The organism is Brevibacillus schisleri (genome assembly GCF_055685845.1).
Genome location: NZ_JBVNDM010000001.1, coordinates 3581232 through 3594356, shown reverse-complemented (window position 1 = coordinate 3594356; position 13125 = coordinate 3581232). Strand labels below are relative to the sequence as shown.

Here is a 13125-nt window from a genome sequence, read left to right as displayed (position 1 = left end):
AAACGTCGGATGCGCTTTTACTTTGGCTAAATAACGTACATACAGAGTAAAAATAGCAAGGATAGGATGAGGGACATGCTAATCGCTTATGATTCAAAAACAGGAAACGTCCGACGATTCGTCAACAAAATTAATTTGCCACATGTGGAAATTGATCAAGATATGGTGTTGGACGAGCCATTCATTTTGATCACATACACGACGGGATTCGGACAAGTGCCGGAGAAGGTGGCGACGTTCCTGAAGCGAAATCATGTCCATCTGCGAGGGGTATCTGCCAGCGGCAACCGCAACTGGGGAACCAGCTTTGCCAAAAGCGCGGATACGATCGCGAGCCAATATGGCGTTCCGGTGATTTCAAAATTCGAACTGTCCGGTACCGGCCGTGACGTGGAACAATTTACGAGTGGGGTGGCAGCAATTGCGGCATATTGAATTGAACAACGAACTGATGCAGCGTGGCAACGACGGATTTTATCAACTGGAAAAGGATCGGGAGGCGGTTGCGGTCTTCATGGAAGAAGTGCAGTCCAACACGATGACTTTTGGCAGTGTGAAAGAACGCATGGACTATTTGATCGAGAATGACTTCTATGAAAACGTCTATGAAACATACACTGTTGAGCAGGTCGATGAAGTTTTCCGTTTGGCCTATGACGCCGATTTTCAATTTGCTTCGTATATGGCTATCTCCAAATTTTATAAAGATTACGCTTTGAAAACGAACGATAAATCGATGTACTTGGAGCAGTATCCAGACAGGGTGGCCGTTGTGGCACTGTCCCTTGGACAAGGTGACTTTGAGCTCGCTAAGCGTTTAACAGTATCCATGATGGACCAACGCTTGCAACCAGCGACACCAACTTTCCTGAACGCAGGAAAAAGCCGCCGGGGAGAAATGGTTTCCTGCTTCTTGCTCGAAATGGATGATTCACTGAATTCCATCAACTTTATTTTGGGAACTTGTATGCAGCTATCCAAAATTGGCGGCGGTGTAGCCGTAAACCTGTCCAAGCTTCGCGGACGAGGAGAGCCGATCAAAGGCGTCGAGGGCGCGGCAAAAGGTGTCATGCCGGTTCTCAAGCTGTTGGAAGATGCGTTTTCCTACGCGGATCAAATGGGGCAACGGAAAGGCTCAGGTGCAGCGTACTACAACATCTTCGGCTGGGATATCAACGAGTTTCTCGATTGCAAAAAGATCAATGCGGATGAAAAAGCCCGCATCAAAACGTTGTCCATCGGCCTGATCGTACCAAACGTGTTCTACAAGCTGGCTGAGGAAAACAAGCCACTGACTGTGTTTGCTCCATACTCCGTGTACAAAGAATACGGTGTGCATCTGGATGATATGGACCTCGATGAGATGTACGACGAGCTCTTTGCTAACGATCGCATCAAGAAAAAGACCGTGATGAGCGCACGCGAGATGTTGACCAAAATCGCGATGATCCAAATGGAATCGGGCTATCCGTACATCATGAACAAAACGAATGCGAACAACAACCATGCACTGAAAGATCTCGGTTCGGTAAAAATGTCCAACCTGTGCACGGAAATCTTCCAACTACAGGAGACTTCGACGATTACCAATTACGGCGAGATGGATATCATTCGTCGCGATATTAGCTGCAATCTGGCATCGCTCAATATTGTCAACGTGATGGAACGCAAAATGATCCGTGAATCCGTCCACGAAGGAATCGAAGCCATTACAGCCGTGAGTGACATGACGCGCGTAGAAAACGCTCCAGGCGTTCAAAAGGCAAACCGCGAGCTGCACTCCGTAGGTCTCGGTGCAATGAACCTGAACGGTTATCTGGCAAAGAACAGAATCGCTTACGAAAGTGAAGAAGCGAAAGATTTCGCCCGTACGTTCTTCATGATGATGAACTTCTACTCCTTGGAAAAAAGTATGGAAATTGCCAAGGTAACAGGCAAGACCTTCTTGGGCTTTGAACAATCGGAATATGCAAAAGGCACTTATTTTAACAAGTACGTGACGAACGATTACAGCCCGCGGACGGAAAAAGCTAAGCTTCTCTTTGAAGGAATGCACATTCCGACGCCAGCGGATTGGGCGGATCTACAGCAAAAGGTGCAAAAGCATGGCGTTTATCATGCGTACCGTTTGGCGATTGCACCGACACAGAGCATTTCCTACATTCAGAATGCGACTTCTAGTGTGATGCCAATTGTTGAGCATATCGAAACGAGAACGTATGCCAACTCTACGACGTATTACCCGATGCCATACTTGTCGCAGGAAAACTATTTTTACTACAAATCGGCGTATGTCATCGACCAATTCAAAGTGATTGATCTGATTGCCGAAATTCAAGAGCACATCGACCAAGGAATTTCGACTGTGCTGCACGTGAACAGCAACATTTCAACCAGAGAGCTAGCTCGCTATTACATTTACGCAGCGAAAAAAGGTCTGAAGTCGCTCTACTATACGCGTACGAAGCATTTGACTGTAGAAGAGTGCATTAGCTGCGCAGTTTAGTGAACGAGATTCATAAAAGGAAAAGCATCAAGCAAAAAGAGAAGAGGAACGCCATATGAAAGCAGTCAATTGGAACAGGCCGGACGACGATTTTACGATGACGTTTTGGAATCAAAACATCATGCAGTTCTGGACGGATGATGAGATTCCGTTGTCAGATGACAAGATGGCCTGGATGGAGCTCAGTGCGACTGAACGGGATACGTATAAAAAAGTATTGGGCGGTCTCACCTTACTGGATACGGTTCAGGGTGGAGTAGGGATGCCGAAGATCATGGAGCATGTCGATGGACTGCAAAGAAAAGCGGTTCTCGCCTTTATGGGCATGATGGAGCAAATCCATGCCAAATCGTACAGCAGCATTTTTACAACGCTGGCATCGACAGAGGAGATTGACGGTATTTTTTCGTGGGTAGAAAACAATCCACACCTGCAAAAGAAAGCGGCCCTCATCTCCAAACGCTATCAGGAAATTGAGAAACCGAAAGACTTGTACATGGCGATGGTAGCGTCCGTCTTCCTGGAAAGCTATCTGTTTTACAGCGGCTTCTTCTATCCGCTATATTTGGCGGGGCAAGGAAAGATGACAAGCAGTGGGGAAATTATCGACCTGATTGTTCGTGACGAGAGCATCCACGGTCTCTATGTCGGCGTTCTCGCGCAAGAAGTCTATCAAGGCCTGAGTGTGGTCGAGCAGACCGCAGCAAAAGAGGAGCTGTATGCCCTTTTGCATGAGCTGCAAGAAAATGAAGAGGCCTATACGACTTCGTTGTATACCGAAATAGGCTTGGCTGACGAGGTTCATGCCTACGTGCGCTACAACGCGAACAAGGCATTGATGAATCTGGGGCTGGACCCGCTATTCCCGGAGGAAGAAGTGAACCCGATCGTGCTGAACGGCATTCGCACGCAGACGAAGCAGCATGACTTCTTCTCGAAAAAAGGAAATGGTTATGTCCGTACACTAAACGTAGAGCCGTTGACGGACGATGATTTTAGATTTTAGTATGACAAAAAATGGATTCTGTGTTACTGTATGAACAGTATGCTGCCCTGCTCGTTTTCTGGGGCACTTCACAGAACCATGATAATTTCATAGGAGTGGGAACAGGTTCTTTGGTTATCAAGTTCGACCAAGGATGAAAAGGGAAGTCGGTGAGAATCCGACACGGTCCCGCCACTGTATGAGGGGAGTCGGCACATTTATTAGCCACTGATCCAAACGGATTGGGAAGGCATGTGCAGATGATGATCCCAAAGTCAGGAGACCTGCCTGTTTCGACGACACTGCTTAACCTACGGGAGATAGGGAGGTGTTAGGATGCTGTGATCTCAGTGCTTATTTGGCATTTCTAACGTTCTTTTTGATCGTTGGAGATGCCTTTTTTATTGGGCGGATTCAAGTCAAGATCGAATGAAGAATGGAGAGGAAGCTCATGAAAAGCAGCAATTTGGGATATCCACGGATCGGGAAAAACCGCGAGTGGAAAAAGGCATTGGAAGCATTTTGGGCAGGCAGCATCGATGAGGCAAGCCTGATCCAGCAAATGGAGCAAATCCGTCACCAAAACCTGTTACGTCAGCAGGAAAAAGGGGTCGAGCTGATCCCTGTGGGTGATTTTACGTACTACGATCAAATGCTAGACATGGCTGTGATGTTTGGAATGGTCCCCAAGCGTTATGAATACGAGGGAGGCCCGGTTTCATTAGCCACATATTTCGCCATGGCTCGCGGTTCGAAGGAAGCTGTCGCCAGCGAAATGACGAAATGGTTTAACACGAACTACCATTACATCGTCCCGGAGTTCGGTGAAAGACAACCGGCCATAACCGAGAACAAACCTCTCCAGGCCTATTTGGAGGCCAAAGAAAAGTATGGCTTCATCGGAAAGCCTGTTATTGTAGGCCCGTATACTTTTGTCAAATTGTCTAAAGGATATGAGAAAAACGAATTTGAGATCGTCGTGGATCAACTCGTTCCGCTCTACATAGACGTTCTCCGGGAGTTAGAGCTGCACGGCGTGGAATGGGTGCAAATCGATGAGCCTGCATTTGTACTGGATGTTTCTGAGCAAGAACGCGCCATCATCAAGCGTATCTATACGCAAATCGGTCAAGCACTCCCGCATCTACAATGCATGCTGCAAACCTATTTTGAAGCGGTGGATTGGTACAAGGAGCTAGTTTCCTTACCGGTAAAAGGAATCGGTCTTGATTTTGTACACGGAGCGAAGCGCAATTTGACTCATCTAAAAACACACGGGTTTCCAGCAGACAAGATTCTCGCAGCGGGAATCATCGACGGTCGAAACATATGGCGTGCGTCCATTGAGGAGAAATGGGAGCTGGTCAATGAAATTTCCGAGATCGTTCCACTCGAAAAGCTGTGGCTGCAGCCATCTAGCAGTTTGTTGCACGTTCCTGTAACAGTTGAAGCAGAGAGCGAATTTCCAGAGGAAGTCGTGTCTGTATTGGCGTTTTCCGACGAAAAACTAGGGGAAGTACAGCTTTTAGTCCAAGGATTCCGATATGGTAAGTACGTCATTTCAAAAGAGATCGCTCAAAATGAAGCGGACTTGCTGAAGCTGGCATTATCTCCAGCAAGGAATCGTCAAGATGTGAAGAATGCTTTACGTCAAATCGCTGCTGCCAAACTTGAAAGAAGTGTTCCTTTTCTTGAACGTCGAGAGATTCAACAAAATACGTGGAAGCTGCCGCTGTTGCCAACGACCACAATCGGAAGCTTCCCGCAGACGGCAGAGGTTCGCCAAGCACGACAGCAGTTTAAAAAAGGGAACTGGACAGTGGAGCAATACGACGCTTTCATTCAGGCGCAAATCAAGGAATGGGTCAAAATACAAGAAGAGCTCGGTCTGGATGTCCTCGTCCATGGTGAGTTCGAACGAACCGATATGGTTGAGTATTTTGGCGAAAAGCTCGATGGCTTTTTGTTCACGAAAAACGGCTGGGTGCAGTCATATGGATCCCGCTGCGTGAAGCCACCTGTTATTTACGGAGATGTGGAGTTTGTGGCACCAATGACGGTCAAAGAAAGTGTGTATGCAAAATCATTGACCGCCAAACCAATGAAGGGTATGTTAACGGGCCCAGCAACTATTCTGAATTGGTCGTTTGCTCGAGACGATGTCTCCAGACAAGAAGTGTGCGAGCAAATCGCGTTGGCATTGCGAAAAGAAGTAGAAGCCTTGGAAGAAGCGGGGATTCTCATGATTCAAGTCGATGAACCAGCGCTGCGCGAAGGACTTCCGCTCAAAAAAGAAGAGCAAGCAGCTTATCTCGAGTGGGCTGTCAGAGCGTTTCGTCTAGCGACTTCCACTGTTGCGCCGAGCACCCAGATTCATACACATATGTGCTATTGCGAATTCCATGATTTCATGGATGTCATCAGCGAACTCGATGCCGATGTGATCTCGATTGAAACCTCACGCAGCCACGGAGAGCTCGTGTCTGTGTTCGAAACAGGTACGTATGATAAAAGCATCGGGCTCGGCGTATATGATATCCATAGCCCCCGAGTTCCAGCTGTTTCAGAAATGGAAGATATGGTATCACGAGGCGTACAAGTACTTCCACCGGACCAATTTTGGATAAACCCGGATTGCGGGCTGAAGACGAGAGGAAGAGAAGAAACCGTTCAGTCATTACGAAACATGGTTGCGGCAACGAAGGCGATTCGGAATCGTTTGACAGCTCAGTCGGGAAGGTGAACGCGATGTATGAGAGGAGCCACACAAATGATGACAGAAGCACGACCGATCCAACAATCGAGAACCTTTTTGACTGATCTCGTCTTTCCGCCGGATACCAATCACCACCATACCATTTTCGGTGGAAAAGTCATGGCCTATGTAGATAAAATTGCCTGCATCGCAGCTATGCGACATTGCCGTAAGCCTGTTGTCACTGCGTCCAGCGATTCATTTGATTTTCTCGCGCCAATCAAGACAGGGGAAGCGATCAACCTGGAGGCATATGTCACTTGGACCCATAAGACATCGATGGAAGTATTCGTGAGAGTGGAAGCGGAGAACTTGTTGACCGGGGAAAAGCGCATGACAGCACGCGCGTATCTGACGATGATTGCCCTCGATGATCAAGGAAAGCCGACGATCGTGCCTGGTGTCATTCCTGATACTGAGGAAGAGCGCATTCAGTATGAAAAAGCGAAGGAACGTCATGTATTGAGAAGGAAGCGGAAGGTAGAGATGTAAGGGGGAACACTTTCACCCCTATAACGAATAGATGCCTCTGATGACCTTGGTTGCAACAGGTCACCGGAGGCATTTTTGTTATGACTATTTAGAAAGTCGTTTTCTACCACTGGATTAATTCCCGCTTCCGTACGATTTACCTTTTCGTCTATGGCTAACTCCTTTAAATGGGGTGCTCTGGTAATTTTACGATTTAGTAAGATTGTATTCTGTATTGTAAGACAGCAGTCATTCAATTATTTAAAGATAACGTGTATGTTTAAGTCATGAAACCGACTTGGGGAGTTGAAAAGATAAAGGTAGGTAAGGTATTTAATCTAAATAAATATTTTCAATGAGGAGATTCTGCATGAATAAAATAAATTCGTATACAAGAATAGACATTATGGATTACTTACGAGGATTTGCCTTGATTGGGGTACTTCTTGTGAATAGTTTTCAGGTCATGAATAATGTGTCGAATTATAATGAATTACATGCTGGACTGAATTATATTTTTAACAGTAAATTTTATCCAATTCTATTTTTCTTATTTGGACTTGGAAGCTACTTTTTTATGAATCGATCCCAACAACAAATAAAGAACCGTTACCATCTGTTTTTCCGCAGAATCTGCTTCTTATTTATACTAGGACTGATCCATACATTTTATGCACCGTCAGGTATTCATGATGTGCTGATGCAGTACGCTGTACTTGGCCTATTTATAGCTCTGTTTTTTAAAACAAATCAATGGACGAACTTAGTTGTAACGATAATCCTAATCATTTTGTCTATCGTAACTGCCTTTTGTCAACCGTATTATGGGGAGAGAATTGCATGGCTAGAACTTTTCTCAGCAATTAGTAAATGGTTATCTCTGATGATGATAGGTTTTACCATGGGCCAATTTAAAATAATTGAAAATATCTATGGGAAAGTAAAGCATGTTTTGATTTTTTAAATTGGGATCATTTGTGCTTATGTCATTTTTATATTTTGTAAATATCTCAGTAGAGATTACTCCAGCAGGCATTGAAATACTAGATGATTATTTAGTTTCCTCGATGATGGTAAGCATCCTTATTATTTCTCTGCAATGGAATCAGATAAAAGCTATATTGTCTCCATTAAAATTATATGGACAAATGTCCTTAACAAATTATCTTGCACAAAGTGCCTTACTAATTGTTTTTAGCTCCATGATTAGTATTCATTCTTTGCTTACTTTCTTAATCATTCATTTCTACTCACTGGTAGCTCCATATGGTTAAAGTATTTTAAGATGGGACCGGTTGAACTGTTATTACGATCTTTCACTTATTGGAGTAAAGTTCAAATAAAAAAGACTAGGCAAGTTGAGAAATAAGCGAAATACGATATAGCTTGAGGGCTGGGTACCTGAGCAAATCATTGAAAAAGATGGGGATATTGGGATTTTGACCACCGCTTATACGGCAAAAGAGCTAAATGTGGACGCTGGTGATCGCGTAGTCTGTATGCATGAGTTGAATGGCTGGAGCTGGTGTGAATTAGAGAGTACAGGGGAATGCGGCTGAGTTCCAAATGAATGTCTCAGTACGGAATGAAAAGAGAAGAGAAGAGAAGGGGCCTTCCAACTGTGGGGCTGTTGACAAATTGCCGTAGAGATAGGGGTTTCTGGGAATCGTGTAGAAATCATTTCTATACGGTTCTTTTTATTTTGGAGGGCTATCTCATGATGGGAATCGATGGAGACAAACAGCACCAGTTTATGTTCTTAAATTTGGATGATCTTGTACCCGAGAATCATTTTTTACGTGTTGTTCGTAATAAGATTGATTTTTCTTTTATCTATGAGAAAGTGCAACACTTATACTCGCCTGTAGGTCGTCGCTCAGTTGATCCAGTTTTGTTAATGAAAATGATCCTTATCGGGTATCTTTATGGCATCCCTTCCGAAAGGAAGTTGGAACAAGAAATCCAAGTGAATTTGGCCTATCGATGGTTTTTAGGATTGGACTTAACTGACACTGTTCCCGATCATTCCACACTGAGCCAGAACCGCCGTCGTAGATTTAAAGAAAGTCATATTTTTCAGGAGATCTTCGATCACATCGTCTCGGAATGTATTCGAACTGGTTTAGTTACTGGGGAAATAATTGTTGTTGATTCTACTCACATCAAAGCGAATGCATCGATTAATAGGTCAGAAAAAGTTTTAGTGGAGAAAAAGCCTACTGAGTACCTTGAAGAGCTAGAAAAGGAAGCACGGAGAATTAAAAAAGACAGAGATAACGATCCCACTAGGAAAAAACGAGGAAGAAAACCTAAAACCTCTCCTCCTGAGAAGGAAGTAAAACAGAGCACAACAGACCCGGAGTCAGGTTTATTGAACCGTCCTAATAAACCCAAGGGATTTCACTATTTAGCGCATACCAGTGTGGACGTTAAGCATGGAATCATAACTGATATACACGTTACGGCTGCTAATGTGAATGACCACGAACCATTTATAAAGCGATTACAGATACAAAAAGAGAAATTTGGTTTACATATTGGCAAAGTAGGCGCAGATAAAGGGTATGATCGCTCTGGAGTACACCATGAATTAGAAAATTTAAAGATAACCGGTTATATCTCTCCGATAAAAGGTGTTATTGATCAGACCGAAAGGTCAGTACAATTTACATTTGATGAAATGAACGATGCCTATTATTGCTCGAATGGCAAGGCACTTCAATTTACTCATGTTAAGTGGCACAGTTGGAAACAAAGTTATAGCAAAATTTATGCTGCCCAAACAAAGGACTGTAAGTCCTGTGAGTTACGCCAACAATGTTTTGGACAAACCGCATCTCGCAAAACAATAGAAAGACCATTATTCCAAGAGGCTAAAGAACGCAACCAAGCAAGGAAGCAAAGCCAAGAGTACAGTGTTATCCAAAGGCAAAGAAGAATATGGTGCGAGGGTACCTTCGGTACAATGAAAAGGCAGCATAACTTAAAAGAAACATACAAAAGAGGCATTCGAAATGTATCCGAACACTGCCTCTTTTCTGCAATGGCAATTAACATTAAACGAATGATAAAAGCAAACTAATCACAGGTTACGAAACAAAACAATCCGACGACGTATAAGTGAAAAAACGGCAAAAGGGTTAGGGCATTGGGTCCCTAACCCTTTTTGTCAACAGCCCCATATTGAGTACCCTTTTCAACTTTTTTGCAGCTTGCGTTCAGCCATATAGGATGCGATTCCCAAAATCAGACCCAGTGCTACGAGCACGGCACCCACCCATGGCAGGGAGGTTATATCAAGATGTGTAATAACCCATCCGCCAATGAAGGCACCCGCAGCATTTCCTAGATTTCCGGCAGAATGACTGGAAGTAGAAGCAAGCGCTGGCGCATTCTGAGCGAGGTTCATCACGCGTACTTGCAGCCCTGGAAATACAGCGAAAGAAGCAGCTCCCCAAAGAAATATAGTCAATACGGCAGCGATTGGACTGTACATGGTAAACGTAAACAGCGTCAAAATGATGCATATCGTGAAGTAAAGTCCGAGAATGGAAGGCATCAGCTTCCAATCCGCAAGCTTTCCGCCCACGATATTACCGATCGTCACACCACAGCCGAAGAGGACAAGAATCCACGTTACATGATACTCAGCAAAACCGGTAATTTGCGTCAGCAGCGGCGTAATATACGTAAATACGGTGAATAGACCAGCGTTGCCTAGCGCTCCGATCAACAGGTATAGAAGAAGCTTGGGCTTGAGTAGAGCAGTAATTTGCCCAGTGATACTCCCGGTGTTTTCTTGCCGCATGTTTGGGACGAAAACGAGTATTCCGACAAGTGCTATGATTCCCATGATCGCAATCGTACCAAATGAGGCTCTCCATCCCATGTGTTGACCGATGAAAGTCCCCAGAGGCACACCAATAATATTAGCAATCGTCAGACCTGCCATCATAATAGAAACGGCCGCGGCACGTTTGTCAGGACTTACTAGACTGGAGGCTACAACCGCTCCCACCCCAAAGAATGTCCCGTGCGTCAAAGCGGTGATCAGGCGTGCTCCCATCAATATATCGTAGTTGGGAGCAAAAACAGAGATTCCGTTCCCGAGAATAAATAGAATCATAAGGAGACAGAGTAGCTTCTTTTGGGGAATCCGGTGGGTGAGGACTGTCAGTATCGGTGCACCGACAGCTACCCCTAGCGCATACATGGTAATGAGTTGTCCCGCAGATGAGATACTAACATGCAAATCCTCTGCAACATTCGGCAGTAGACCCATGATGACAAATTCCGTCATCCCAATGGCAAAGGAACCCACGGTAAGAGAGAGCAAAGAGATCGAAGACTTTTCCTTGTTGACCTGTTTCTTGGTAGTAGTTTGAGATAACGCCATGAAGTCAATACAACCTTTCTGTACGATAAAATCCGTTTGTGGTGCGGGTAAAGATTACCTGTTCCACTTTGTTAAGTCAAGGTATTCTTCTTGTATAGATGAAAAAATCCTACTAGAAAATACTAGAGCGCATATCTGGAAGTGTGATTGACTTCGAGAAAAGGAATAAAGAACGACAAGTCTACCGTTGACAGACACCCAAATTGTGGTTATGATTTACTCGATAATAATCGTAATCATTACGGTTTATTTTTTTAAGCCTTAAATCGTAATGATTACGTTTAACCTAAGATCATTCGCTTTTCATCAAAAATATGGTAAGAGGGTAGGTTGAGATGAAACGGGAAATCGATTTTATAAAGTTTAATCCCACACAAAATATGACCATTCTTGTGAAAAACAATCATCCAGCTGAAGAGTATACGCACATCGCCTCAAAAATTATGTCCTACGCTAGTGTCCATGCTGAACAAGTGGGTTTTATCGAAAAACCGAATAATTATGGAGCAGCAGCACATCTGCAAATGGCTGGGGGTGAGTTTTGCGGCAACGCATGCATGGCATTAGCGTCGCTAATCGCTCATGAAAATGGTCTACAGCATAATGATTTCACCGAAATTGTTTTGGAAGCTTCGGGAACAGATCATTTCGTTGTTTGTCAAGTAAAAAAAATTAAAGACGAATATTACTGCCAAGTTTCGATGCCTCTTCCCAAAAAGATCGAGCAGCAGTCAATCAACTATGATGGCGACGAAATAAACCTGGTGATTGTGAGGTATCAAGATTTCTTTCACATCGTGATTGAAGTAGAACAGTTCTGTGAGGCGGTAAGAAAACGTGCGCAATCTTTAGCCAAGCTGCTTGGAGTAACTGTAGGGGTGAGTTTAATCGGGGTGCTATTGTATCAGCCAGTTTTGAATGAATTGGCTCCCCTTATCTTTGTTCCGTCTTTAGATAGCATGATCTGGGAAAGCGGCTGTGGGTCAGGTACTGCTTCACTTGGGGCCTATCTGGCTTGGAAAAAGCAAGGCGATATCGCTGCTCACATCAGGCAACCGGGAGGCACGATTCATGTAACGGCCGATTGGCAAAAAGAAGAAGTAACCAGTCTCAAAATTGAGGGGGCAGTCAGAATCGTGGCACAAGGCAAAGCATTCATCGAGATTCAAGATAGCAAGGGGAGAGCGGAATGAATAGAGACGAACAATTGCATCAACAGTTGACTGCATTTCTAGAAAGTTTCACCCATTTAGCAGATCGATATGACAGTACCATCCATCACAGCTCGGAGTTAGAGAAGATCATCGATGAGTATTCTACTTTCATAACGGATGAAAGAAACAAAGAAGCCTGGGAGCAGATAGAACAGCCAATCGGAAACCAATTGAACCAGCTTGTGGAGAATGTAAGGAAATCGTCGGCGATTTGCGTTGCGATTATGGAGAAATATCGTGCGTTGAAGCTGCTAAAAGGGATTGACGATAAGACCGACTACTTTCAAAACATAGAATCTTGTATTGAAGAAGAATTTGGGAGTTTTCAAGTTACTGTTGATTCAAAGGTGTTGATGGTAGGCTCAGGTTCCTTTCCCATGACACCATTATTGATTGCGAAGCGGACTGGAGCAGAAGTAGTTGGTATCGACATTGATGAGGAGGCCATCGAACTAGGGCGGAGTGTTGTAGAAAGGCTGGGAAGTGGATTGTCTATCCGCTTGGAGAAAGAGTTTGTGGAACGACTTGATGTGACGAAGGATGCAACCCATATCATCTTTAGTTCAACGGTTGCAAATAAGTATGATCTGCTGGAACAATTACATCCATTGACAAACGACCAAGTGATCGTGGCGATGCGATATGGCAATCAAATGAAATCCCTTTTTAACTATCCCATGAGAGAGGTAGATGAGCGGAAATGGAGACTAATTGAAACCATCTTGCGTCCCGACCATGTATTTGATATCGCGTTGTACAAAAAAGCATCGGCTGCATGCTGATCTTAAAAGGAGGTTT

At 44.3% G+C, this 13125-nt stretch carries 12 protein-coding genes, 1 pseudogene and 1 riboswitch; of the genes and pseudogenes, 12 read left to right on the top strand and 1 reads right to left on the bottom strand.

Annotation, left to right across the window (positions count from 1 at the left end; genetic code table 11):
- The first annotated feature begins 75 nt into the window (after window positions 1-75).
- From nrdI to ACUUHJ_RS16740, 10 genes and pseudogenes are all read left to right on the top strand, one after another.
- Window positions 76-435 (top strand): class Ib ribonucleoside-diphosphate reductase assembly flavoprotein NrdI, encoded by a 360-nt coding sequence (nrdI, locus tag ACUUHJ_RS16785; protein ID WP_015891428.1) that lies wholly within the window; start codon window positions 76-78, stop codon window positions 433-435.
- A complete protein-coding gene (gene nrdE, locus ACUUHJ_RS16780; protein ID WP_472299424.1) occupies window positions 422-2506 on the top strand; it encodes a class 1b ribonucleoside-diphosphate reductase subunit alpha in 2085 nt (694 codons plus the stop codon). The genes nrdI and nrdE overlap by 14 nt, the downstream gene beginning before the upstream one ends.
- 55 nt (window positions 2507-2561) lie before the next feature.
- Window positions 2562-3512, top strand: a complete 951-nt coding sequence (nrdF, locus tag ACUUHJ_RS16775) for a class 1b ribonucleoside-diphosphate reductase subunit beta (RefSeq protein ID WP_087350004.1) — start codon at window positions 2562-2564, stop codon at window positions 3510-3512.
- Between the two features lie 86 nt (window positions 3513-3598).
- A riboswitch (cobalamin riboswitch) is annotated at window positions 3599-3797 on the top strand.
- A 145-nt stretch (window positions 3798-3942) separates the two neighbouring features.
- Window positions 3943-6234: a 5-methyltetrahydropteroyltriglutamate--homocysteine S-methyltransferase gene (gene metE, locus ACUUHJ_RS16770; RefSeq protein ID WP_472299423.1), complete on the top strand. Its 2292-nt coding sequence runs from the start codon at window positions 3943-3945 to the stop codon at window positions 6232-6234.
- A 9-nt stretch (window positions 6235-6243) separates the two neighbouring features.
- Window positions 6244-6738: an acyl-CoA thioesterase gene (locus ACUUHJ_RS16765; RefSeq protein ID WP_041749461.1), complete on the top strand. Its 495-nt coding sequence runs from the start codon at window positions 6244-6246 to the stop codon at window positions 6736-6738.
- Between the two features lie 349 nt (window positions 6739-7087).
- The gene (locus tag ACUUHJ_RS16760) at window positions 7088-7681 is read left to right on the top strand and encodes a heparan-alpha-glucosaminide N-acetyltransferase domain-containing protein (RefSeq protein WP_472299422.1); all 594 of its coding nucleotides are present in this window, start codon (window positions 7088-7090) and stop codon (window positions 7679-7681) included.
- A 19-nt stretch (window positions 7682-7700) separates the two neighbouring features.
- The gene (locus ACUUHJ_RS16755; protein WP_472299421.1) at window positions 7701-7991 is read left to right on the top strand and encodes a DUF418 domain-containing protein; all 291 of its coding nucleotides are present in this window, start codon (window positions 7701-7703) and stop codon (window positions 7989-7991) included.
- Window positions 7967-8086: pseudogene (locus ACUUHJ_RS16750) on the top strand (DUF418 domain-containing protein); the annotation flags it as partial. The gene ACUUHJ_RS16755 and the pseudogene ACUUHJ_RS16750, both read left to right, overlap by 25 nt.
- A 70-nt stretch (window positions 8087-8156) precedes the next feature.
- Window positions 8157-8276, top strand: coding sequence for an SH3 domain-containing protein (locus ACUUHJ_RS16745; RefSeq protein ID WP_472299420.1), 120 nt, complete (start codon window positions 8157-8159; stop codon window positions 8274-8276).
- A 158-nt stretch (window positions 8277-8434) separates the two neighbouring features.
- Entirely contained in the window at window positions 8435-9799 is a 1365-nt protein-coding gene (locus tag ACUUHJ_RS16740; RefSeq protein WP_472298067.1) for an IS1182 family transposase, read from the top strand.
- Window positions 9800-9913: 114 nt separating this feature from the next.
- Here ACUUHJ_RS16740 and ACUUHJ_RS16735 read toward each other — a convergent pair whose 3' ends face one another.
- Window positions 9914-11113: an MFS transporter gene (locus tag ACUUHJ_RS16735; protein ID WP_472299419.1), complete on the bottom strand. Its 1200-nt coding sequence runs from the start codon at window positions 11111-11113 to the stop codon at window positions 9914-9916.
- 335 nt (window positions 11114-11448) lie between these two features.
- On the opposite strand from ACUUHJ_RS16735, the gene ACUUHJ_RS16730 reads away from it, so the two are divergent.
- Together ACUUHJ_RS16730 and ACUUHJ_RS16725 are read left to right on the top strand one after the other, a co-directional pair.
- The gene (locus ACUUHJ_RS16730) at window positions 11449-12306 is read left to right on the top strand and encodes a histidine racemase CntK family protein (protein ID WP_472299418.1); all 858 of its coding nucleotides are present in this window, start codon (window positions 11449-11451) and stop codon (window positions 12304-12306) included.
- Window positions 12303-13109: an SAM-dependent methyltransferase gene (locus ACUUHJ_RS16725; RefSeq protein WP_472299417.1), complete on the top strand. Its 807-nt coding sequence runs from the start codon at window positions 12303-12305 to the stop codon at window positions 13107-13109. The genes ACUUHJ_RS16730 and ACUUHJ_RS16725 overlap by 4 nt, the downstream gene beginning before the upstream one ends.
- Window positions 13110-13125: the final 16 nt, after the last annotated feature.